General features: G+C 50.2%; 19 protein-coding genes. 13 read left to right on the top strand and 6 right to left on the bottom strand.

Going from position 1 to position 23211, the window contains the following annotated elements; translation table 11 throughout:
* The first annotated feature begins 68 nt into the window (after window positions 1–68).
* The 10 genes from lspA to pyrE all read left to right on the top strand — a co-directional run bounded on the left by lspA (window position 69) and on the right by pyrE (window position 12336).
* Window positions 69–572: a signal peptidase II gene (lspA, locus tag MKX74_RS17830; protein WP_025680835.1), complete on the top strand. Its 504-nt coding sequence runs from the start codon at window positions 69–71 to the stop codon at window positions 570–572.
* Window positions 556–1524, top strand: coding sequence for an RluA family pseudouridine synthase (locus tag MKX74_RS17825; RefSeq protein ID WP_341179305.1), 969 nt, complete (start codon window positions 556–558; stop codon window positions 1522–1524). The genes lspA and MKX74_RS17825 overlap by 17 nt, the downstream gene beginning before the upstream one ends.
* A gap of 382 nt (window positions 1525–1906) precedes the next feature.
* Window positions 1907–2626, top strand: a complete 720-nt coding sequence (locus tag MKX74_RS17820; protein ID WP_341179304.1) for a hypothetical protein — start codon at window positions 1907–1909, stop codon at window positions 2624–2626.
* A gap of 808 nt (window positions 2627–3434) precedes the next feature.
* The gene (gene pyrR / locus MKX74_RS17815) at window positions 3435–3995 is read left to right on the top strand and encodes a bifunctional pyr operon transcriptional regulator/uracil phosphoribosyltransferase PyrR (RefSeq protein WP_018886811.1); all 561 of its coding nucleotides are present in this window, start codon (window positions 3435–3437) and stop codon (window positions 3993–3995) included.
* A complete protein-coding gene (locus tag MKX74_RS17810) occupies window positions 3995–4906 on the top strand; it encodes an aspartate carbamoyltransferase catalytic subunit (protein WP_404821460.1) in 912 nt (303 codons plus the stop codon). The genes pyrR and MKX74_RS17810 overlap by 1 nt, the downstream gene beginning before the upstream one ends.
* 2 nt (window positions 4907–4908) lie before the next feature.
* A complete protein-coding gene (locus tag MKX74_RS17805) occupies window positions 4909–6246 on the top strand; it encodes a dihydroorotase (protein WP_341179303.1) in 1338 nt (445 codons plus the stop codon).
* Window positions 6247–6344: 98 nt separating this feature from the next.
* Window positions 6345–7481 carry a glutamine-hydrolyzing carbamoyl-phosphate synthase small subunit gene (carA, locus tag MKX74_RS17800; protein WP_018886814.1) on the top strand — a complete coding sequence of 379 codons (1137 nt, stop codon included), beginning with the start codon at window positions 6345–6347 and terminating at the stop codon, window positions 7479–7481.
* Between the two features lie 3 nt (window positions 7482–7484).
* Entirely contained in the window at window positions 7485–10700 is a 3216-nt protein-coding gene (carB, locus tag MKX74_RS17795; RefSeq protein ID WP_341179302.1) for a carbamoyl-phosphate synthase large subunit, read from the top strand.
* A 260-nt stretch (window positions 10701–10960) separates the two neighbouring features.
* Window positions 10961–11698, top strand: coding sequence for an orotidine-5'-phosphate decarboxylase (gene pyrF, locus MKX74_RS17790; protein WP_341179301.1), 738 nt, complete (start codon window positions 10961–10963; stop codon window positions 11696–11698).
* The gene (gene pyrE / locus MKX74_RS17785) at window positions 11695–12336 is read left to right on the top strand and encodes an orotate phosphoribosyltransferase (RefSeq protein ID WP_025680842.1); all 642 of its coding nucleotides are present in this window, start codon (window positions 11695–11697) and stop codon (window positions 12334–12336) included. The genes pyrF and pyrE overlap by 4 nt, the downstream gene beginning before the upstream one ends.
* A 76-nt stretch (window positions 12337–12412) precedes the next feature.
* Here pyrE and MKX74_RS17780 read toward each other — a convergent pair whose 3' ends face one another.
* Genes MKX74_RS17780 through MKX74_RS17765 form a run of 4 tightly spaced genes read right to left on the bottom strand, consistent with a single transcriptional unit; the run spans window position 12413 to window position 16938 of the window.
* Window positions 12413–13201 carry a PHP domain-containing protein gene (locus tag MKX74_RS17780; RefSeq protein WP_341179300.1) on the bottom strand — a complete coding sequence of 263 codons (789 nt, stop codon included), beginning with the start codon at window positions 13199–13201 and terminating at the stop codon, window positions 12413–12415.
* Window positions 13202–13216: 15 nt separating this feature from the next.
* On the bottom strand, window positions 13217–14044 hold the full coding sequence (locus tag MKX74_RS17775) for an energy-coupling factor transporter transmembrane component T family protein (protein ID WP_341179299.1): 828 nt from the start codon (window positions 14042–14044) through the stop codon (window positions 13217–13219).
* A complete protein-coding gene (locus MKX74_RS17770) occupies window positions 14019–16058 on the bottom strand; it encodes an ABC transporter ATP-binding protein (protein WP_025680845.1) in 2040 nt (679 codons plus the stop codon). Before MKX74_RS17770 ends, MKX74_RS17775 begins: the two co-directional genes overlap by 26 nt.
* Window positions 16051–16938: a hypothetical protein gene (locus tag MKX74_RS17765; RefSeq protein WP_018886821.1), complete on the bottom strand. Its 888-nt coding sequence runs from the start codon at window positions 16936–16938 to the stop codon at window positions 16051–16053. Before MKX74_RS17765 ends, MKX74_RS17770 begins: the two co-directional genes overlap by 8 nt.
* A 203-nt stretch (window positions 16939–17141) precedes the next feature.
* Between MKX74_RS17765 and MKX74_RS17760 the strand changes: the two genes are divergently transcribed.
* Window positions 17142–17972, top strand: coding sequence for a MurR/RpiR family transcriptional regulator (locus tag MKX74_RS17760; RefSeq protein ID WP_341179298.1), 831 nt, complete (start codon window positions 17142–17144; stop codon window positions 17970–17972).
* A gap of 264 nt (window positions 17973–18236) precedes the next feature.
* Here MKX74_RS17760 and MKX74_RS17755 read toward each other — a convergent pair whose 3' ends face one another.
* A complete protein-coding gene (locus tag MKX74_RS17755) occupies window positions 18237–18557 on the bottom strand; it encodes a cupin domain-containing protein (RefSeq protein ID WP_018886823.1) in 321 nt (106 codons plus the stop codon).
* Window positions 18554–21139: a heparinase II/III domain-containing protein gene (locus MKX74_RS17750; RefSeq protein WP_341179297.1), complete on the bottom strand. Its 2586-nt coding sequence runs from the start codon at window positions 21137–21139 to the stop codon at window positions 18554–18556. Before MKX74_RS17750 ends, MKX74_RS17755 begins: the two co-directional genes overlap by 4 nt.
* Before the next feature lie 246 nt (window positions 21140–21385).
* Here MKX74_RS17750 and MKX74_RS17745 point away from each other — a divergent pair, with 246 nt between their 5' ends.
* Window positions 21386–22282 (top strand): carbohydrate ABC transporter permease, encoded by an 897-nt coding sequence (locus tag MKX74_RS17745; protein ID WP_018886825.1) that lies wholly within the window; start codon window positions 21386–21388, stop codon window positions 22280–22282.
* Between the two features lie 17 nt (window positions 22283–22299).
* Window positions 22300–23199, top strand: coding sequence for a carbohydrate ABC transporter permease (locus MKX74_RS17740; protein ID WP_018886826.1), 900 nt, complete (start codon window positions 22300–22302; stop codon window positions 23197–23199).
* Window positions 23200–23211 lie beyond the last annotated feature (12 nt).

Below are 23211 nucleotides of genomic sequence, written 5' to 3'. Positions count from 1 at the left end.
CAATGAACGGGTCTGAAATTGGCAAGAAATGAATACGGAATTAGAAAGAACGGAGATGACATATCGCTGTGCTGTACTATGTAATCGCTCTACTCGTTTTTTTATTGGACCAAGGCACCAAATACTTAATAGCTACAAGACTTGAGCTTGGGGAACAAATCCCAGTGATCGGCAATTTCTTTCTGATTACATCCCATCGGAATCGCGGCGCGGCATTCGGAATACTTGAGGGCCAACGCTGGCTGTTCATTATCATTACCATTGTTGTGGTGATTGCGATCATATGGTATATGAGAAAAGCTCTTAAGAGTGGGCAACGGCTGTTACCATGGGGATTAAGTCTTGTGCTGGGTGGTGCAATCGGGAATTTCCTGGATCGGGCCCTGATGGGAGAAGTGGTGGACTTCGCACAGTTTAATTTTGGTAGCTATACGTTTCCGATCTTTAACATAGCCGATTCCTCCATCTGCATCGGAGTTGGATTAATTATTCTGGATACCATTCTGGATTCGAGACGAACAAAGCTTCAGGAGCAAGCGAAAGGAACGGGGCAGCATGATGGAACAGAATAACCATAACCAAAGTGATGTTACAGATGAGATTGATGAATCTACTGTGCAGGAGCTGCTGGCATGGATCGCAGAAGAATCCAAGACACGTATAGATAAATTCATTGCGGAGCAGCTACCGGATGTATCTCGTTCTCAGGTGCAGCTATGGATTGGGGATGGAAAAGTCCTTGTCAACGGTCAAGCCGTTAAGTCCAACTACAAGCTGAATATCGGGGATCATATTGAGCTATCTGTTCCCGAGCCTGAAGCTGTAGACCTACAGCCTGAGCCGATCCCTATTGAGGTCGTCTATGAGGATCGAGATGTCATTGTGGTGAATAAGCAAAGAGGGCTAGTGGTGCATCCGGCCCCTGGACATTCCTCGGGTACGCTGGTGAACGCTCTGATGTACCACTGCAAGGATTTATCCGGTATTAATGGTGAGCTTCGCCCGGGTATTGTACACCGAATTGATAAGGATACGTCCGGCCTGCTCATGGCAGCCAAGAATGATAAGGCTCATGCCTCGCTCGCTGCCCAGCTTAAGGATCACAGCGTAACTCGGCGTTATCTTGCGCTAGTGCACGGTAATCTCAGTCACGATCAAGGCACGGTCGATGCCCCGATTGGACGAGATACGAATGATCGCAAGATGTTCGCCGTGACAGAGCGTAACAGCAAGCATGCGGTGACTCATTTTATGGTACTTGAGCGCTTTGGCGATTACACGCTGCTGGAGCTGAAGCTGGAGACGGGGCGTACGCATCAGATTCGTGTGCATATGAAATTCATCGGTCATCCACTGGTGGGCGATCCTATGTATGGGCGAAACAAGGGGATCCGAATGGATGGACAGGCACTGCATGCAGCGGTACTTGGCTTTGTTCATCCATCGTCTGGAGAATACCTTGAATTCAGTGCTCCTCTACCTGAGGATATAGAAGATGTACTTGCTTCTCTACGCAGCAGGTAGTCCAATATTGCACTGCATGCGCTGATATAAAGCTGGCTTTTCGAGCACTCACTCTTCCTTTTCGGGAGTAGCGGGTGCTTTTTACATTTTACAAAAAGAGGGAGAACCTTCATCATTGCCCCTTGTTCACTTATTAACTGCGTATAGTCTATAAGAATCAGGAATAAATTACTATATTTATTTACAAAATAGACCCAATGGATTATTATACTTGAGATAATACATATGAATGCATTCGGTGATACCCTGCTGGCTAAGTTGTTGGGGTGTTTTTTTGTTAAGGAAGTAGATCACCCAAAAAAAGAATGGTCATTCCTATTCCGCATCGGCTATGGCGGCATGCAGTTAATATTTGTACCTATTTACATGATGGAGGTTTGGAATGAAAGTATTAAAGGTGTTTTCTATTTCTGTAGCTGTATTCGCTGTACTATTTTTAGGAGTGGCCTTATACATTACTTCAGCCATGCCGCAGCTATTACAGACGAATGACAGTTCATCCACGACGGATTCTTCACCAGACACTAAAAATGATGAGAATGCAGAGGTCAAGCAGAATGCCTTGCAGCCATCTTCAACCGAGAAAACTCCATCAACTACAAAGTCTCATTCGTCGGAGACGACAGATCCACCGAATGCTGAAGACAATTCGTCAGAGGCAACTGATTCCTCAGTTACTCAACCTGAGGATCCTTTGCAACCGGAGCCGGTCCAATCCTTGATGTCACCTTCAGAAGATGTAGTACAAGAAGCGCCGAAGGTAAGTTCAAGCTTGGATTCAAGTACCCTCATTATTGGAAGATGGAAAGCTGCTGGAATTCCAAATGGGTACATGGAATTCTTTAGAGACGGCACATTTGCAAGAGGCACTTATGAAGGCGAGAACGATTACTATGAATTTTCGGGGACGTATTCCTTTAGCAACAATACGCGCTTGAAACTCCAGTATGAGCTATGGACGTTAGCAACTCCCCCAGACTATAAAACTACCTCGGTAGAAAATACAAGTCATGTGTTCGAGATTGCCGTTAACGATAACAAACTAGTAATTCCTGGGGCCAAGAAACCATTTGGTGAAACGGAGTGGACTAGAGTTGATTAGAAGCAGTAAATATCGTCCTCTCCAAGTGTCGAGTAATCAAATCTACCCTATATAACAACATGTAGTGAGTTGTCTCCATTTATGGGAAGCTCATATTGTCATGTATAATTGGGCAATTGTGCGGAAGCTCTGGGATCAACTTCAGCAGTATGCATATCGGATAAAAGAAGCCTCTCGTACCACATGAAGTGGATTGAGAGGCTTTTTCGCTTTGGGCAATTTGGTTGCGATACGGACAAAGATCTATGATGACTCGACATTCAACTCACTGTGGAGATGGATTGAGCTTAAAGGATATGAAATGGAAGAAGACTTAAAAAAATCGGAGTGGATAATTATGCAGTAAAGCTGTATAATTATAAACGAAGATCAGATGGCTTACATTCCAGGTGAATTTCAGGTTACTTACAAGCAATAACAATGAACCGATGTAAGTGTGGAATCTTATTACAGCTTTTCTTTTGGGCAATGTGCAGAACTTACTTCTAAAGGATTCGTGCTCTCAACAACTTCATAATCTGCAAATGCTTCCGGTGCTCCGGCAGGCAAGGTGTTGACAGGCCATTTCCTGTATGTCATAATGCATGAAGGAAATCTGAATAGCACCTTTAAATCAGTCCCGTGAGGCTGGCAAGGTAACGTGAATGGAACAACTGCATCCACTGCGGTGGTATGCTTTGTTGTATCCGATGAGATCAGCGACAGGTGTACTCTGTCGTAGGAACTCCTTGCCATCTTTTAGGCAAGGAGTTTTTTTTGTATCTGTCACGGGACCATATCGGAAGGGATACCCGAGGAGGCTGGAAGCATGAGCAGTGAAGTACATGTACTTATGGATGAGACGGCAATACGCCGTGCACTAACTCGTATTGCCCACGAAATTTTGGAGAAGAACAAAGGGATCGGAGACTGTCTGCTCATTGGAATACGCACACGCGGTGTATATCTGGCAGAGCGGCTGGCAGCCAAGATTGAAGAGATCGAGGGAACACCGATTCCTTGGGGTGAGCTGGATGTCACGCCTTATCGGGATGATCGTAGCGCGACTGTCGAGAAGAACTGCGCGGAGCAGCTCAAGATGAGCCATCCAGTGAGCATCCAGGACAAGAAAGTCATCCTGTTCGACGATGTACTGTACACGGGGCGGACGATCCGGGCTGCGATGGATGCATTAATGGACTGCGGCCGACCACGTATGATTCAACTGGCGGTGCTGGCGGACAGAGGACATAGAGAGTTGCCGATTCGTCCTGACTATATTGGAAAGAATATTCCTACCTCCAGATCGGAGCAGATCGAAGTTGCTCTCATGGAGACCGATGGCAAAGATGAAGTCGTGATTATCCAGAATCGGGGGGAACAGGAATGATGGCACTCCAAACCAAACTCAAAGATCGCAGCCTGCTGGGACTCAAGGAATTAAGCCGTAACGAGATTGAATCCATTCTGGATCGTGCAGCCTACTGGGAAGGGCAGGAGCAGAAGCTGGTTCCCGTGCTGGAGGGCAAATTCGCAGCGAATATGTTTTTCGAGAACAGTACACGCACCCGCTTTTCCTTCGAAATGGCACAAAAACGTCTCGGAGCTCAGGTGCTAAACTTCGCCTCCGCAGCCTCCAGCGTTGAGAAGGGCGAGTCCATATATGATACAGTTCGTACACTGGAATCTATGGGAATTGATGCTGGGGTCATCCGGCTGAAGCCGGCAGGTGTTCTCCAGCAGCTGGCTGAGACGGTCAGTGTCCCGCTGGTCAATGCAGGTGACGGGAACAACGAGCATCCGACGCAAGGCCTTCTGGATCTGTACACGATGCGCAAAGCATTTGGTGAGCTGAGAGGTCTGAATGTAGCGATTATCGGAGATGTCCTGCATAGTCGGGTTGCCCGCTCGAATCTGTGGGCCCTGCAAAAGTTCGGAGCGCAGGTTCGCTTCTGTGCACCTCCAAATATGCAGGCACCAGAGCTGGCTGAGCATGCAGCTTATGTATCCATGGAGGAGGCGCTGCGCAGTGATGTTGTGATGATGCTGCGCGTACAGCTGGAGCGACATGCAGAAGGCATGCTGAAATCTGCAGAGCACTATCGTGAGCAATATGGTCTGACGGCAGAGAGAGCCTCGCGTCTGAATCGGAATACGGTTATTATGCACCCGGCTCCAGTCAATCGGAATGTGGAGATTGATAGCGAGGTCGTGGAAAGTCCGCAATCGCTGATTTTTCCACAAATGTCGAACGGCGTCCCTATTCGAATGGCCGTCATGGAACGGGCTATGAAGCTGTAAGGATGAAAGATCAGAGACTTGAAGCGGAGGAATCGAAGCACATGACATCCCAATGGATCATAAATGCAAGCTTGTTGAATGAGCAAGGTGAGCAGGTTAACGGAGCGGTACAGATAGTAGAAGGGCAAATTCAGGGCGTATATTACGGCCAAGAGCTTCCGAGTCCGGAGGAGGGCGCGGAGATCGTGGATGCTGGCGGCAAGCTGGTCATCCCGGGCTTGATCGATATGCACGTACATTTGCGTGAACCTGGCTTCGAACATAAAGAAACGATTGAGACAGGCAGCAGATCAGCAGTCAAGGGTGGATTTACAACAATCGCCTGTATGCCGAATACACGTCCAGTCACGGATAGCCCGGAGATTGTGGAGCTGGTTCTGAACAAAGCGAAGGAAGCTGGATTGGCGAAAGTACTACCATACGCCGCGATTACGAAGGGTGAGCTCGGACGAGAGTTGACAAATTTCGAAGCTCTGCGACAAGCCGGAGCCATTGGCTTCACCGATGATGGAGTGGGTGTACAGAGCGCGCAGATGATGAAGGATGCCATGTACCGTGCACAGGCGCTCGACATGCCAGTCATCGCCCACTGTGAGGACAACACCCTTGTAGAGGGAGCACCTGTTGCTGAAGGCTCGTTTGCAACCAAGCATGGCTTGAAGGGTATTCCGAATGAATCCGAAGCGATTCATGTCGGTCGGGATATTTTGCTCGCTGAGGCTACGGGTGTACATTATCACGTATGCCACGTCAGCACGGAGCAATCCATAAGGTTGATTCGCCAGGCCAAGGAGATTGGGATTCGAGTGACTGCGGAGGTATGTCCACACCATCTGATTCTGTCAGAAGAGGATATCCCGGGAATGGATGCCAATTGGAAAATGAATCCTCCATTACGCAGTCCACGCGACGTGCAGGCCTGCATTGAGGCCTTGATGGATGGAACGATCGACATGATCGTGACGGACCATGCACCGCACAGTGCAGAAGAGAAGGCTAAGGGAATGCAGCTTGCTCCGTTTGGCATCGTAGGCTTCGAGACAGCCTTCCCGCTGCTCTATACGAGATTCGTGGAGACTGGGCTGTGGACACTCGAATTCCTGGTGCAAAAAATGACAAAGGCCCCAGCAGAGGTATTCCGACTGGAGACGGGACGACTTGCGAAGGGAGCACCTGCTGACTTGACTATGATCGATCTGGAGCAGGAACAGGCAGTGGACCCAGAGACCTTCGTGTCCAAAGGCCACAATACACCGTTCGGTGGATGGAAGCTGAAGGGCTGGCCGGTTGCTACCTGGGTAGATGGTCAGATCGTCTGGAGCGCAAAAACAGAACAATAATACTCATTTTGCTAAATCAATCGCCAAGTGAAAGATGGCTGGGCGAGGATATGTGCAGAATGCTTAATAGACAAGATCAATTAGAGGAGTGAGACGGAATGCAGGCAAGATTATTGCTTCAAGACGGCACGCTGTTCACCGGCACAGCATTCGGTGCTGAAGGTGAAAAGACGGGCGAGGTGGTATTTAACACAGGAATTACAGGCTATCAAGAGGTACTTACAGACCCTTCGTATTGTGGTCAGATCGTTACGATGACATATCCGTTGATCGGGAACTACGGGATAACACGTGATGATTTTGAATCCGTCCGTCCTTATGTGCATGGCTTTGCGGTGCGCCGCTATGAGCCTGTTCCAAGTAACTGGCGAGCACAATACAGCGTTGACGCTCTGTTGAAGGAATATGGCATTATCGGGATCAGCGACATTGACACCCGGATGCTGACCCGCATCATCCGTCATCACGGTACGATGAAAGGCATTTTGACAACCTCCTCCAAGTCCGTGGAAGAGCTGCTGGAAATGATGAATGACACGACAATAGCTGAGCTCCGCAATCAGGTACCGATGACCTCGACTCCACATATGTACAGCAGCCCTGGTAACGGTGAGCGCATTGTACTGGTCGACTATGGCGCAAAAAGTGGTATTCTGCGCGAGTTGAACGAGCGTGGCTGTGATGTTGTCGTCGTGCCTCACAATGTGACTGCCGATGAAGTCCGCAGACTGAACCCGGATGGCATTCAGCTGTCCAACGGCCCTGGGGACCCTAAGGATGTGCCACATGCAGTAGATACTATTCGTGAATTGCTTGGCGAGTATCCGATCTTCGGCATTTGTCTCGGCCATCAGCTCTTCGCCCTAGCGGCAGGTGCAGATACTGAGAAGCTGAAATTCGGTCATCGCGGCGGCAACCATCCGGTTAAGGAACTGGAGAGCGGACGCTGCTTCATCACCTCCCAGAACCACGGTTACTCGGTAAACGAGCAGTCCGTAGAGGGAACAGAGCTGGAAATTACACATATCAACAATAACGATAAAACGGTGGAGGGACTCAAGCATAAACGCTTCCCAGCCTTCTCCGTGCAGTACCATCCAGAGGCAGCCCCAGGGCCGCACGATAGCAGCTACCTGTTTGACCGCTTCCTGGAAATGATCCGGGAGCACAAGCTTAATCACCCTCAACAACCGCGTCAGGCAGTCATCGCAGCTGCCGGGAAAGGAGCCCGTTAATTCATGCCGAAACATACAGATCTCAAAAAAATACTAGTCATCGGTTCCGGCCCCATTGTCATCGGGCAGGCAGCTGAGTTCGATTATGCAGGCACGCAAGCCTGTCAAGCATTGAAGGAAGAAGGCGTAGAAGTCATCCTGATCAACAGCAACCCAGCTACGATCATGACCGATACCAATATGGCTGATAAAGTATACATCGAGCCGATTACACTTGATTTCGTAACCCAGATTATTCGTCAGGAGCGTCCAGATGGTCTTCTGCCAACACTGGGTGGACAGACGGGATTGAACATGGCTGTAGAGCTGGCTCGTGCAGGTGTGCTTGAGAGCGAGAATGTGAAGCTGCTGGGTACACAGCTAAGCTCAATTGAGAAAGCAGAGGACCGCGACTTGTTCCGCGAGTTGATGCGCGAGTTGGAGCAGCCAGTTCCTGAAAGCGTGATTGTTACTACGCTTGAGGAGTCGCTGAATTTTGCAAATGAGATCGGATATCCAATTATCGTGCGCCCTGCTTATACACTCGGTGGTACAGGCGGCGGGATTTGTGCAAATGAGGAAGAGCTGCGTGAGATCGTAGCCTCCGGCCTTCGTTATAGCCCGATCGGACAATGTCTGGTCGAGAAGAGCATCGCTGGCATGAAGGAAGTAGAATACGAGGTTATGCGTGACGGTAATGATAACTGTATCGTCGTATGTAACATGGAGAACTTCGATCCAGTCGGTGTGCATACAGGTGACAGCATCGTAGTGGCTCCAAGCCAAACGCTGTCTGACCGTGAGTATCAGATGCTGCGCTCCGCTTCCCTGAAGATCATTCGCGCGCTGAATATCGAGGGAGGCTGTAACGTTCAGTTCGCACTGGACCCACATAGCTATCAATACTATGTTATCGAGGTTAATCCTCGTGTGAGTCGCTCCTCTGCGCTTGCATCCAAAGCAACAGGCTACCCGATTGCAAAGATGGCAGCGAAGATTGCACTCGGATATACGCTTGACGAGATCGTGAATCCGGTAACTGGGCAGACCTATGCTTGCTTCGAGCCCACCCTGGACTATATCGTCAGCAAAATCCCACGCTGGCCATTCGATAAATTTACATCGGCGAATCGGAAGCTGGGCACACAAATGAAGGCGACTGGAGAGGTCATGGCGATTGGCCGTACCTTTGAAGAGTCGATGCACAAGGCTGTTCGTTCCCTGGAGATCGGTGTGAACCGTATTCATCTGAAGGAAGCGGAAGAGCTCTCCGACGAGGTGCTGAAGCAGCGTCTGAACAAGCCAGATGATGAGCGGATGTTCTTGGTGGCAGAAGCATTCCGACGTGGATATACACAGCAGGAGATTCAAGACCTGACCAGCATCGACTGGTGGTTCCTCGACAAGATTGAAGGCATTGTAGAATTCGAGAAAAAGCTTGCTTCTGAGGAAGAGCTCACTTACGATACGCTGTACCAAGCGAAGCGCATGGGCTTCACGGACCGTTCCATCGCTGAGCTGCGGAGTGCATCGCCACTGGGTGCCGGGCATAAGACGGAGGCAGAGGTAACTGAATTCCGTAAATCACATAATCTTCGCCCTGTATACAAAATGGTAGATACCTGTGCGGCGGAATTCGAAGCAACCACGCCATACTACTACTCCACGTATGAGACTGAGAATGAAGTAACAGAGACTCGGAAGGAGAAGGTCGTCGTTCTGGGCTCCGGGCCGATTCGGATCGGGCAAGGGATCGAATTCGACTATTCCACGGTGCATGCGGTATGGGCCATTCAAAAAGCCGGGTACGAAGCCGTTATTATTAACAACAACCCGGAGACGGTATCGACGGATTTCAATACATCAGACCGTCTGTACTTCGAGCCACTGTTCTTCGAGGACGTCATGAACGTCATCGAGCAGGAGCAGCCGATTGGAGTGATCGTGCAGTTCGGTGGACAGACCGCGATTAACCTCGCCGCACCGCTTAGCAAGGCAGGTGTCAAGATTCTGGGTACAGACCTTGCGAGTATAGATGAAGCAGAGGACCGCAAGAAGTTCGAAGCGCTGTTGACTCGTCTGAAGATTGCACAGCCTAAGGGCAGTACAGTAACTTCCGTAGATGAAGCAGTAGAGACAGCACAAGGTCTGGGCTATCCAGTGCTGGTGCGCCCATCCTACGTACTGGGTGGACGTGCGATGGAGATTGTATACTCAGATGAAGAGCTGCTGAGCTACATGGAGCAAGCGGTTAAGATCAATCCTGAGCATCCGGTCTTGATTGACCGCTACATGCTGGGTAAAGAAGTGGAAGTCGATGCGATCTGTGACGGTGAGACGGTAGTCGTTCCTGGGATCATGGAGCACGTAGAGCGCGCCGGTGTTCACTCTGGTGACTCGATCGCGGTGTACCCGCCTCAACATCTGGATGCAGCTACGAAGCAGAAGATTGTGGATATCACGATCAGTATCGCTAAGGAATTGAAGACGATTGGCCTGGTGAACATTCAGTTCGTCATTCATGGCGGAGAAGTGTATGTCATCGAGGTCAATCCACGCTCCTCACGTACAGTGCCTTTCCTGAGCAAGGTTACGAACATTCCGATGGCGAATGTAGCCACTCAAGCGATCCTCGGTACGAAGCTGAAGGATATGGGCTACACGGATGGCCTGTGGCCTGAGAGTGAGTATGTATCGGTCAAAGTACCGGTCTTCTCCTTCGCCAAGCTGCGCCGCGTAGAGCCTACACTCGGACCAGAAATGAAGTCCACAGGTGAGGTTATGGGACGTGACGCTAAATACGCCAAGGCACTGTATAAAGGTCTTGTAGGTGCAGGCATGAAGATTCCTTCCACGGGTGCAATCATCGCTACGATGGCTGATAAGGATAAGGAAGAGGCAGTAGAGCTGCTGCGCGGCTTCTACAAGCTAGGCTACAAGATCTACGCAACTGGCGGAACAGCTGCTGCCCTGCAGGCCGCTAATATCCCGGTTACCATCGTGAATAAGCTCAGTGAGGGTACACCGAACATTCTGGATCTGATCCGTACGGGCGAAGCGAACTTCGTGTTCAACACGCTGACCAAAGGTAAGACGCCTACTCGTGATGGATTCCGTATCCGCCGTGAGGCAGTGGAGAACGGTATTGTCTGCATGACGTCCCTGGATACGGTCAAAGCATTGCTCGGTATGCTGGAGACCTTGAACTTCTCCTCCGAGGCGATGCCTGTTCTGAGCTAGCGGATAGAATAAAGAGCATAAGCTTCCTACAACATTAGTACCACGACTGGATATGGTTTCAGGTTGACCTGGAAAGTACGTCGTTAGCGGAAAGCGAGGAAGCCATAGAGAAACAAAGTATCCGGTCAAGGTACTTGAACACAGTAACGAATGATGAGAGGACATCTTCAGCACCGTCTGATGGATGTCCTTTATCACGGGTAAAAACCCCGAATGTGCACTGGAATGAGCTGAAATCGAGCAACAGGAGGTATAAATGCATGACCGATGAATTCAAGCGCATGGCCGGAAGGCTGATTGTTGCACTGGATTATCCGAATCCAGAGCCAGCCCGTCAACTGGTTCAGCAGTTGGAGGGAATTCCTTGTTACATGAAGATAGGTATGCAACTCTACTACGCGGCAGGTCCAGCCTTCGTGCAGGAGCTTAAGGCTAAGGGCTACTCCGTTTTTCTTGATCTGAAAATGCATGATATCCCTAATACAGTACGTGGTGGAGCGAACAGCATCACACACCTCGGCGTAGATATGTTCAACGTTCATGCAGCCGGAGGCGCTGCCATGATGCTGGCTGCCCGCGAAGGAGCTGAGGCTGCGCTGGAGGAGAACACAGACTTGTCCATGCCCATCATTATCGCAGTGACCCAACTGACCAGCACGAATCAGCAGGTGATGAATGAAGAGATTGGTATACCGGGTACTGTAGAAGATACAGTAGTGCGTTATGCGGTGTTGACGAAGGAGGCAGGACTGCAGGGTGTCGTAGCTTCCCCATTGGAAGCTTCAGCAATACAAGCAGCCTGTGGTCCTGAATTCAGTACAATAACGCCAGGTATACGTCCAGCCGGAAGTGACATTGGAGACCAGTCCCGCTTCACGACACCAGGATCAGCGATCGCCGGCGGCAGTACATACATTGTCGTGGGCCGTCCGATTACAGGAGCAGCAGAGCCAAGACAGGCTGCCCTACAAATTATTGAGGAGATGGTACAAGCATGACCACATTAGCAGCGATTCCCGAGAGTATTGCCGAGCATTTGCTTCGGATTCAGGCTGTAGCGCTTAGACCACAGGAGCCATTTACCTGGACATCAGGTATCAAATCCCCGATCTATTGCGATAACCGCTTGACGATGAGCCATCCAGAGGTTAGAGAGCTGATTGCTGATTCATTCGCCGCAGTCATCAAGGAGAGGTATCCTGAAGCACAGGTCATTGCAGGAACGGCAACAGCCGGTATTCCCCATGCGGCATGGGTTGCACAGAAGCTGCAGCTGCCAATGGCATATGTACGTGACAAGGCCAAAGGCCATGGCAAGGAGAATCAGATTGAAGGCCGCATCGAAGCGGGGCAGAAGGTCGTCGTCATCGAGGATCTAATCTCGACCGGGGGCAGCTCTATCAAGGCTGCAGAGGCTATTAAGCAGGTGGGAGCAGAGCCACTGGCGGTGCTGGCGATCTTCACTTATGAGCTGGATAAGTCTACCCAAGCATTCGCAGAAGCTGGCTTGAAGCTGGATACACTGTCGAATTACAGTGCATTGATGCAGGTAGCATTGCGCACAGGGGCTATTCAGGAGGAAGAGCTGGAACTGCTGCGTTCATGGCGCGAAGATCCATCGTCCTTCGGTAAGTAATTCGACACATCATATAGGTTGTGAAAATTCAATGAGCCTGAAGGGGTTATTCCTTCGGGCTCATTTTTTGTGCGTGCTATATTTCCTGCATTTCCTTTACCGCCCCAGCTTCCAGCTTGGCCAGACGCTTCATCAGCTTCTTGAGCATAACAGAGGCTTTGACACGTAGAGGCAGCTCTGAAGAGATCTCAATATGATACTTCTGAGTCAGAATTAATTCCTTGAGCCCAGCTACAGAGGCGCAGGGACGTTCGAGCACATTAAAGACGCTACCGTATTGCAGACATTGATGTGTGTCACTGCCAGCTGTGACTGGCTTGTTGAATGACGCTGCGAACTGCTCTACCTGCTCACGACAGGGCTGAATTCCATATTCATACATGTCCTTGGCATTCAGGTCAAAGGCATCCAGGCGTGCGAGCAGACTGCGGTCATGTAAAAAGAGTGGGGTGGATTTACGGAAGGGATGTGCACCGATCTTGAGCAACGGCCAAGCCTCCGCCAGATCCAGTAGATCTGCGAACGGGATGAACGAGTTTTTAGCTGTGTAAGGCTCCAGCAGCTTGCGAACTGCCAGAATGTGCTCTTTTTGCCCGATGAGCAAGATATGCCCTACCTCCTGAATATCTACCTCCATGCCGGGAAAGATACGTAGACCATCTGCCTCATAATATTCCCCATTATATGGATAAAGGCGATCCAAAGACTCATAGACATCATAGAAATTACGGGTATTAAAATGCTCGGTCAGAGCGAGTGCGTCTAGTCTACTGGCCTTGGCTTCAGTCACCATTTCTGTAAAATAGGCTGCCGAGAAATCGGATTTCTTGGACAATTTGCCGTGAGTATGAAGATCAATGCGCATTTGTGACACTCCTTATTATAAAATGTTAATCTGTCCGCCCAGCCAGAAAAGCATACCGACGTATATAGCTGATCCGCTAAGGAAAGCTATGTCACGTACCGTAATTTTTAAATGGGCCAGCTTGAGGCGAGTGGAAGCAGGATGCTTCATGCCATAGGAGAACCCTCTAGTCTCCAGAGCTTCTACGGTTGTGCGTGATCGTTTGGCCGTAGCCAGCATGAGGGGGAAGAAGGAGACCATAAGCAGCCTCATATAATACACTGCAAACCGCCAGTATAGCCATCCCGGTCGGGAAGGTACCTGTCCACGCAGCCTGTAGGATAGCATAATATTGCGATATTCACCGAACAGCACTGGCAGGATGCGATACGCATAGGACATGCTGAAAGAGAAAGCAGCGGGCATTCCTAGCGCGAGCAGCCCGTCCCCAATCCGTTCTGGGTCCATACCAGAGAAGACGGTTATGCTTGCCAGTGAGACAATAGACAGCTTGAGCGTCAGTAGCAGGAGAGGCATGGCCGATTCCAGATTTCCACCGAAAAATAGCGAGATGATGAACATCCAGCCGACCTGCCCTACCAAGCCCAGACAGAGAATGATAATAATGAAAGGGGCGGCTCGCGATAGAATGGTGGTCGTCACCATCATGAAGAACATCCCGAGCAGCACCGTGCCGTTATGAATGAACCAGGGTACAATCCCGAAGAACAGATACCAGATAAGCATCACCCGTGGATCAAGCCGTGACAGGCTGGCATGACCACTACCGTACACGGTATTCATCAGCTCCAGCTGAATGCGCTCAAGAGATATTTTATCAAGCCAGTTGCGGACAAGCTGCATGGAGAGCATCCTCCTTTGTGAGAGTCCTTGAGAGAAGCGTAGTCACAAAATCCTCTGTTGTTGAACAGAGTGAAGGCAGCTCCATCCGGTGCGATAGCTCCATAATCTGTGTGAGTGCAAGTCCGCAGCGGCGCAGCAGGGCAACATCTGCGAAGATATCAGCTGGCGGGCCGTCTGCCTCGACCTGACCATGATGAAGCACGATAACACGAGTGGCCCACTCGGTAACGAGCTGCATATCATGCGTGGCAATAACGGTGGTGCGTACGTGCTGATCCAGCTCTGCCAAGGTTGCAATCAGTTCTTCCCGGGTTGCCATATCGAGATTGGCAGTCGGTTCATCCAGCAGCATCAGAGCGGGCCTCATCGCTGCCCCTATCGCAAGTGTCACTCGACGCTGCTGTCCTCCGCTCAGAAGACGAGCATCCCGATCCTGCAACGGTCCCAGACGAAAGCGCTCCAGAACATGCTGGCTGTGCTGCTCTGCATCGGGCATACGACGTGCTCGCATGAAGTGCGAGACCTCCTTATGCACACTGTCTTCAATGAACATTTCACCAGGCTGTTGGAAAATGTAGGCCACCTGACCAGCGAGCCGTTCCAAGGAGGAACGGTTCGTGAGCTGCCCCAGCACGCTAACACTGCCGGATTGCGGTAGGCTGATTCCTGCTATGAGTTTCAATAGCGAGGATTTGCCTGCACCATTGTTGCCGACCAGTGCGATACGCTCCCCTTCGTACATAGTGAGGTTCAGCCCGCGAATAACCTCGTGCTCCTGCTTACTGAGTCCTCTATAGCTTAGTCTCGTATGACTGAATTCAACTACAGGTGTGGCTGCGGTAGCGTGACTATAAGCCTGAGTGACAGTAGGCATGTCTACTGGCATGGGCTCCAGGGAACTTATCTGCCTCGAAGCCCTTAAGCCTGTTGGTGTCTGTAGACTCCTGCTCATGAGCGGTGATGCTGTAGCATCATCTGCACCTATATTAATCGCTTCGGTGTGATGATAATCTGTTCCCGAGGACGTGGACGGGTATTGCGTTGAAAAATACATCGCCGCTTCCTCGACGGTCACCGGGTACAGCTCACCTTTCTGAACTGGAGTTTTAAGCAGGGCTTCGGCTGCCAGCTTTTCGGATGATGTGCGCTCTGTTTGTAATGCTGCCTCAGTATTTGGAGTGTAGATCTCCACCTTGGAAGTAAATGTAGTCTGCTTTAAGGTGTTAATTGCCCAATATTCAGCGACAGCTATGGCTGCGCGGGTGACCTCAGGAGGCTGAATCCCAAGTCGCTGTAGATCATCAATTTGGTTCAGTCCTTCCCTGACCGACAGCTTCCATACGACACGTCCTTGCTCCATGAGCACGACATCCTCGCAGAAATCAGCGATAAATTCCGTATGATGCTCGATTACAATAATGGTCTTGCCATGATCACGATGCAGGCGGGACAAGCATTCATAGATCTGTCTGGCATGCTGGGGGTCTAACTGAGAGACAGGCTCATCCACGATCAGAATATCCGGGTCCATCGACAATGCCCCGGCCAAGGCGAGTAGATGCTTTTGCCCGCCGCTCAGTTCCCAGATATACCGCTCATTAAGTCCTGTTAGACCACACATCGCAAGGGCTCTTTCGCCTAGCTCCCTATAGTGGGGAAGACCATAATTCAACGGTGCGAAGCAGGCTTCATCCAACACAGTAGGCCGTACTAGCTGATTATCAAAATCCTGATAGACGTAGCCGATGTTCTTGCTCAGCTCAGCTACAGCCTGACCTGCTGCCGAGGTACCCAGTACATGAACCTCACCGGAGAAATCCCCGGTATAGAACTGGGGAATCAGACCGTTAAAGAGCTTGCACATCGTTGATTTGCCGCACCCGTTGCCCCCGATAATCGCCGTGAAGCTACCGCGTGCCAGCTCCAGGGTGGCTTCGTTCAGGACAGGCTGCTCAGAGCCAGGATAAGTAAAGGTTACCTGCTGAATAGAGATAGCTTGTTCGGATTTAGGCATAAGGTGGGCTCTCCAGATCGCTGACGGCTTTGTTCTTGCTGCGTCTGCTCCGCATAATCAGCATCGTGATGGCGGCAATTAATGCTGCTGCACCTAGACTGATCCAGATCGCAGTGGTGCCAAGAGAATCTGCATAGTCTGTCTCCCATGCCGCAAAGTTAATATCCATCTCGGATAGGGATTCTGCGCCAAATGCCAGAGCAAAGAGCACAAGCCCAATGATAACCAGCTTCGGACGGAAGATACTGATCCCTTCGTATTTCATACCAGGATTCCGCGGCTTGATGCCGAGCAGAGGCTCGATTTTCCCGTAAAGCATAGGAACAAGATAGAGTGTGGGCAGTAACGCGAACAGGACGCCTGAGAACAATACATCATTCAGGAAGCCTACACCTTCAATAACAACTACGCTCTCTGCTAGTCCAGGCACGGCTTCTAGCTCCTCGACTCCGATCCATACCTTGCCGATATCGACCAGGGAGCTAAGAAATTGGTGAATGATAACGCCCGTAATCGCCGCGATGCCTACCTGTCTGCGATTGCGAGGGTCACTGACCATACGTCCAGCAACGTACATGGCGAAGGAGAAGGTAATGAATTTCTCCAGCTCACCCAGTCCGCCGAATTGACCCAGCATCAGCTCACCGAAGATCACCTCTCCAAGAGCGGCTCCCAATGCCGCAATCATGGGATGGAACAGAATACATAGCGTGAGTGGAATGAAGGCGAAATACTCGACAGACAATTCGATGGGGCCAAGCTGGAGCTTCGGGATCAGCTCTGTGAACATGTTGGACAAGCCGTACAGTGACATGGACAGTACAAACACCATCATTTTTTGCGAGGACGTGAGTGTGTAACGCTCGGTTATTTTTTTCATCGATACTTGCCTCCTCTGAAAGTTAACGATTATAGCCACAGTCTAGAGGCGGATTATTAACGCAAGGAAGGACATTTGTAAATCAAATGTAATTTTTATTACAAGACACATGATTTAATGAAAAAAATATTACATAAACGACCTACTTTCTGTCTGAACAACTGTTATACTGGAGTCACAGCAGGAAAAGGAGAACTTAACCAATGAACTTATTTGCCAAAAAGGAGCAATTATCCCCAGGACATCTGAAGATTGCAGACTTTATTGAACGTCACCCGGAGGAGCTGCTGTTCATGACCGAGCAGGAGATCGCTGACAGGCTAGGTGTCAGTATTGCTACGGTATCCCGCTTCTGGCGTGCAGTTGGTTACGATAATGCCAAGGCGTTCAAAATCCGGCTGCGCACCTCAGCAGATACCACCCCTGCACTGAAGCTGAACAAGACCATCTCACGACTCGATACAGACAGCTTGCCTGTACAGATGCTGGAGACTTCTGTCCAACATTTGCAGGATACATTATCACATATGAAGCAAGGGGAGCTGGAGCAGGCCGCAGCACTTCTGACCGAAGCACGGAGATTATATATTTATGCACCGGGTCCCTCCGCTGGACTCGCTGAGCTGTTGTCCTTCCGCTTGTCCCGCTTCGGTATGAGCATCATTCGCCTTGAAGGTGGGCATGAATTGCTGGAGACGTTGATGCACATGAACCAAGAAGATGTGGTGCTGCTCATGTGCTTCACCCGGCTACTGCCTGAAGCGGAAGTCATCCTTGACTATACTAGAGAAGCTGGTAGTCGGGCGATGCTGGTGACTGACCGCGAAGATTTGTTGTATGGACTGCCTGTGTCGTTGTCTTTTTATGTAAGTCGGGGAGAGCTCGGAGAGTTCCACTCTATGGTGACCCCGCTATTGCTGATGGAGCAGCTCGTGCTAGCAGTTGGACTGAAGCAGAAGGAGCATGCGCTCACCAATCTGGAGCGACTGACAGAACTGCGCGGACGATATGCGGATAAGCTGCCACGTGGCTAGATAGGTGGAGAAGTCAACAGCGAATAACATAGGAATGGCCGAATGTAAGTCATATGAATTATCAATAAAAGTTCGAATAAAAGTTCGAGTAAGCAGCTATCGCTGACCCGCATGCAGCAAAAAAGAGACAAGCGTTCACTCATGACTATTTAAAGCACCTGCATTGGTAGCTTTGTTTGCAGTCAGAAGAACATGCGTTGTCTCTTGTTTTTATTTAATATGGTATTACTTCTTATCTTTGCATCCGATGTACCACCGATTGCCTTAGCGCTTCAGCAGATCCTCACGTAAAGGCGTGAACACGTCCAAGAGTGCCGAGCCTTCCTCCAGGGAGGTGACTCCATGCTTGGCCTCACTTGGTATGACGATGCTATCGCCTTGGGATACGGCATACTCCTTGCCGTCGATTCGGAACACGAAGCTTCCTTTCAGGCAGTAGCTCATCTGTTCATGCACATGACTGTGCTCGTAGCCTTCAGCTCCTTTTTCAAAATGAACCTCCATCATCATCAGGTCCTTGCCTGCCTTCAGTATTTTGCGTTGTACCCCAGGCTCTGCTTGCTCCCATACACCAATATTACTCATGATTGAACATCCTCCTTTGAGAAAATATGAATTTGATTGACTCCAATCGGTAACTTGCGCTCTGCTGTATAGAGATTGTCAAAGGCATGTTGGTCTCGTTCAGCTGTTAACAGGCGGAACTTCCCTTCGAGTGCAAATGGAACCTCTTGTCCAAGCTTGCTGGCGTTAAGCACATATACGAGTTCTCGTCCGTCATGAGAACGGAGCTGGTACATGTGAATACCTTCGGGCAGCGTCACATCATGTAAAGCGTTAACCACAAGTGGTGGTGAACCCTGCCTTCTCGGATGCAGCAAAGTGATATAATCCTGTCCCGCAGTTCCATGCACTCTGAAGTGTTGCTGAGCTCCCAGCTCATACCCACCGCCGATGGCACCAACATCACTAGTGATTACAGGAGCTTGAGGGGATGCAATCATAGTATCCAGACACATTTCCTGCAGACCGTAAGCCGTAATTCTTTGGGCTGCCAGATCCGCATGCTCGCTGAGCGTATGCAGATTCCATACGGAATCATAGTCGCTGTCTATTTGGTCCCAGATGAGGTAGACGTGCCAGTCCGCTTTGACCCATGCTATATGCCGCCGATAAGAGCGGGCCAGCTCGTCAGGAATTGTGCTCGATACGTAATCCAGCTCCTCCGAGAAATAGACCGTATCGCAAGTACTACGTAATGGTCCATTCTGCAGGATACCATTTGCATCAGTGAACTGTACGACATTGTGTGCGCTACTCGACAGATACCAATGACGATCTCCGTTATAATATCCGCCAGTTCCCGAATCCAGTGTCAGCGGCACAGACTCAGCCCAGATCGAGAAGTGTCCTTCATCGTTATGGGCATGATACGTCAAGGGTGAAGCCTCGTAGAGCAGATAATGACTCTTATCAGGCTCATCTGTCTGGTCTCGGAATATAACATAGCCCATGTCTGGATAGTAGTCCGAGCCCAGCGTGGGAGCCTGTGCCTGCAGCTCAGGCTGCGGATAGAGCAGAGCGGCAAGTGGATAGGGGAAAGCACCATTATCTCGTACAACCTTGCCTCCGTGCTGCCATGCCCACATCATTTCACCCGCAAGGCTAGGATTCACCTCGCTATATTGCGGCGCAGCATAAGCCATCAGACGCCACCATTGCTCATGGACATTCGCATCGCCAACACTTGGAGTGACGATACGAGGACGTGGATGTTCATCCGCTCCTACCTTGACAGAACGGTCAAAGGTAATAGCCGAGCCGATCAGGAAGCGGTACATATCCTGTACACGCTCGTTGCCAAAATAATCAATCCCTCGAAGCCGCTTCAACAATACGAAGAACAGAAAATAGCGGTGCAAGACAGCGCCATGATAGCGAATGTTCTCAGGCCATGCTCCGCGAGCATCAACTACGTGCTCAAGCTGCCAATCCACAACGCGTCGGGCGTGCTCCAGATATTTATCGGCGTCCTTCTCCTGCGGGAACATTAGAGCATATACTCCAAGTCCCGTAGCTCGATCCGCATTCCAGTTGCTGCGCATGCCGCCTTTTTCATCCGGGAATTCGGTCAGATCATACCGATAATATTGGGTGTCCATCATCATAGTGGCTATGGAGCCCAGATATTCATGTATCCGTAGCTTTTCCTCTTGCTCTAGTACGTCTGCACCCATAATTTGCCCATAGATAATGGAAATGACAGCAAGCCCGCGCCCGATGTGAACGGCCCCGTATACATCGTCATCGTGCCAGCCTGTGGCCCGGAAAATCTCCATCCCCTGCAGCATATCATCCAGCATGTAGAGCAGCTTGTTCGCGCTAGATCTGGCATGGCGGGGGTCATCCTCCATCATATAGCGGTTAGCATCTGCTCCAGCTGCCTCAAGGAGATAGGCCCAGTTCGTGCAGGTGCTTCGCTGGAATAGGGGAGAGCGCATAGGTGAAGCCACGGGCTGATGCTGTTCATTGGTGAACGATACTTCGACCTGAACTGCAGCGCAGCTAGGGGGAAGAAGGCTAAGTGCTGTCTGCACACTGTAATATTGATCCCCTAGAACAGACACTGGCTGTTCATACGCCAGTACGATCGGCTCTGGTCCATTGCTGACTAATTCGAGACAGCTAGTCTTGACAACCTCGGCAGTCCCACCTGACGGTGTAATACCCGACGTCTGCGCGAAGGCTTCTGTAGATAGGTAAGGAACAGCCTGCATAGATGACCCTTCAGGGAGAGAAGCTCGCCATCCCGTCAGGTCCTGACCCAGATAAGGGGATGCCAACTCTACTGCCAGTCCGCGCTCGGAATGAGTGAGCTGAATGCCGCGAATTCGTGCAGTGCCTGGACCGACGATATGAATGGCGATATGCAGGTAGGCCGCAGTAACCGGTGTTTGAAACACGAACGGGTCCGTGCGGAAGGACCCAAGCTCCTGTAAGGAGGAAGCTTCCTCCGCCCGCAGGAATTGCTCGGACAGAGACACCTGTCGTTCGTATTCCTGTTGCATGGATGCCGAAGCACGGACGCGAGTACGGATGGCCTCCAGCTCTGACTTCTCGTAGCAGCCAAATGGAGCATTGGGAATACGATTGTGTATGGAAGGCATGAAAAGCTCCAACCTCCTTTATAGAATTCGTTAATAAAGGTTCTGATCTGATTATATCGTGGGTCTTACATAGTAAGGGATGGATAAATGTAAGGAGCAAAGGGGGTAAAGCAACTGAAAAAAGCAAATACGCTGAAAAAGTGAATTTCTCCCCCTTGGCAAGTGGTATTCTCCATAACTCCTTTTGACAAGTCACTCTTATGATGGGGATAAGGAAATTGAGTTGACCATGAGGAGGAATCACCCATGCACCATAGCAAACGCCAACTGAATGCTTGGACGTTTATTGCTCCCAGTCTGATCCTGACATTGATCTTCGGTGTCTATCCCATCATCTGGGCTTTGAAGTACATGTTCTATGATTATCAGGGCTTTGGCGAGCCTGTGTTCATCGGTCTGGATAATTTTGCACGTCTGTTCAGAGATACCGAGTTCTGGCATGCTGTACTGAACACCTTCATCTATGCAGGGGGCAAGCTGATTATTACAATCCCCGTATCCTTCATACTTGCGGTCATCTTGAACCGTGCGCTGAAAGGTAGACAGCTGCTCCGGGCCATTTACTTCTTACCTACAGTAGTAAGTGCTTCGGTTATGGCCATCGTATTCTATGTTGTGTTCAACTCCTACAACGGTATGGTGAACCAATTGCTGGTGAACTACGGAATTGTATCCGCTCCCATCGATTGGCTTGGACCTAAATATGCACTGTTGACTTCCATTATTATTGCGATCTGGGGTGCGATCGGGAACTACATGCTCTTGTTCATCGCAGGTCTGCAGAATATTCCCGAGGATCTGTATGAGGCTGCTTCCATTGATGGAGCAGGGCCGTTCCGGAAAATGTGGAGCATCACTGTGCCCATGCTGGGCCCTGTGCTGCAAATGATCATTATGCTCGCTATTACGGTTTCTCTGAAGGGCTATGAGAGCATTATGGTCCTCACAGAGGGTGGACCTTATGGACGTACAGAGGTTATGTATCTCTATCTGTACAAGCTGTTCTTCCCGATCTCCAGTGGAAGCTCCAGTATTCAACAATTCGGCTATGGTAGTGCCGTCGGCTTTGCCACAGCAGTCATCGTAGGTGTGATTACATTGATTTACTTCTACATTTCCAAGAAATTAAATGACGTCTATTAATGAAGGGGGAATCTACCATGAATACAGCCAATCCATCCGCTGGTCGTACTGAACAGCAACTGGAGTCCAGTGCACAGCTTGGCAAAGTGCGGAAGCTTGTCGCAAATATTATCCTGTGGATTTTCCTGCTGGCGGTAGCCGTTTTTGCCCTGTTTCCTATCCTGCTCGCGTTCTTCGGTTCCTTGAAGTCCAATCTGGAGTTATCTACTGGCTCTACGCTGCTGCCGCAAGCATGGAAATGGGACAACTATGTGCAGGCTTGGAATTCGGCGAATTTTGCACAGTTTACGTGGAATAGTATGTTCATCAGCTTCTTCACGACGGCAGGCACCATTCTGGTCGGTACGATGGCTGCCTATGCCGTAGCAAGGGTGGACTTTATCGGAAAGCGTCTATATATCATTCTCCAATCATCGACCTTGTTCATCTCCATCGGTGCCGTCGTATTGCGTCCGCAGTTCGACCTGATGGTAGCTCTGAATCTGCAAAAATCATTATGGGCGGTTATCATTATCCTGATCAGCTCTCACGCGACAGCCTTCTTCATGCTCATTGGTTTTGTGCGGGCGATTCCGAAGGATCTGGACGAAGCTGCTTATATTGACGGATGCAACTTCTATAGTGTATATTACAGAGTCATATTGCCGCTGCTGGTGCCTGCGATTGGTGTTACAGCGCTATGGACCTTCCGCGGAGCGTGGAATGAGTACATTCTGCCATTGGTCTTTACGATGACACAGCCAGGCTTGCAGACGCTGACCGTAGGTCTTGCGAGTCTGAAATACGGTGTAGGCGATGCGGCTCAATCCCAGCTGATGCTGGCAGGAGCGTGCTTGTCCATTCTTCCTATGTTGCTGGTCTATGTCGCTGCGAACAAAACGTTCATGCAGATGACAGCAGGCTCTGTCAAAGGCTAATAGCTACAGCAA

This window comes from Paenibacillus sp. FSL K6-1230, assembly GCF_038002385.1.
Lineage (GTDB): Bacteria > Bacillota > Bacilli > Paenibacillales > Paenibacillaceae > Paenibacillus > Paenibacillus massiliensis.
This window is presented reverse-complemented; position numbering and strand designations above follow the sequence as displayed.

Excerpts from the sequence above, each read along its gene's own strand:
- carB (WP_341179302.1), top strand. The coding sequence starts at position 7,485 with ATGCCGAAACATACAGATCTCAAAAAAATACTAGTCATCGGTTCCGGC.
- MKX74_RS17765 (WP_018886821.1), bottom strand. The coding sequence starts at position 16,938 with ATGAAAAAAATAACCGAGCGTTACACACTCACGTCCTCGCAAAAAATG.
- MKX74_RS17770 (WP_025680845.1), bottom strand. The coding sequence starts at position 16,058 with ATGCCTAAATCCGAACAAGCTATCTCTATTCAGCAGGTAACCTTTACT.
- MKX74_RS17780 (WP_341179300.1), bottom strand. The coding sequence starts at position 13,201 with ATGCGCATTGATCTTCATACTCACGGCAAATTGTCCAAGAAATCCGAT.
- MKX74_RS17775 (WP_341179299.1), bottom strand. The coding sequence starts at position 14,044 with ATGCAGCTTGTCCGCAACTGGCTTGATAAAATATCTCTTGAGCGCATT.
- MKX74_RS17825 (WP_341179305.1), top strand. The coding sequence starts at position 556 with ATGATGGAACAGAATAACCATAACCAAAGTGATGTTACAGATGAGATT.
- MKX74_RS17820 (WP_341179304.1), top strand. The coding sequence starts at position 1,907 with ATGAAAGTATTAAAGGTGTTTTCTATTTCTGTAGCTGTATTCGCTGTA.
- pyrE (WP_025680842.1), top strand. The coding sequence starts at position 11,695 with ATGACCACATTAGCAGCGATTCCCGAGAGTATTGCCGAGCATTTGCTT.
- MKX74_RS17810 (WP_404821460.1), top strand. The coding sequence starts at position 3,995 with ATGGCACTCCAAACCAAACTCAAAGATCGCAGCCTGCTGGGACTCAAG.
- MKX74_RS17755 (WP_018886823.1), bottom strand. The coding sequence starts at position 18,557 with ATGAGTAATATTGGTGTATGGGAGCAAGCAGAGCCTGGGGTACAACGC.
- MKX74_RS17805 (WP_341179303.1), top strand. The coding sequence starts at position 4,909 with ATGAAAGATCAGAGACTTGAAGCGGAGGAATCGAAGCACATGACATCC.
- MKX74_RS17760 (WP_341179298.1), top strand. The coding sequence starts at position 17,142 with ATGAACTTATTTGCCAAAAAGGAGCAATTATCCCCAGGACATCTGAAG.
- MKX74_RS17750 (WP_341179297.1), bottom strand. The coding sequence starts at position 21,139 with ATGCCTTCCATACACAATCGTATTCCCAATGCTCCATTTGGCTGCTAC.
- MKX74_RS17740 (WP_018886826.1), top strand. The coding sequence starts at position 22,300 with ATGAATACAGCCAATCCATCCGCTGGTCGTACTGAACAGCAACTGGAG.
- pyrR (WP_018886811.1), top strand. The coding sequence starts at position 3,435 with ATGAGCAGTGAAGTACATGTACTTATGGATGAGACGGCAATACGCCGT.
- pyrF (WP_341179301.1), top strand. The coding sequence starts at position 10,961 with ATGACCGATGAATTCAAGCGCATGGCCGGAAGGCTGATTGTTGCACTG.
- MKX74_RS17745 (WP_018886825.1), top strand. The coding sequence starts at position 21,386 with ATGCACCATAGCAAACGCCAACTGAATGCTTGGACGTTTATTGCTCCC.
- carA (WP_018886814.1), top strand. The coding sequence starts at position 6,345 with ATGCAGGCAAGATTATTGCTTCAAGACGGCACGCTGTTCACCGGCACA.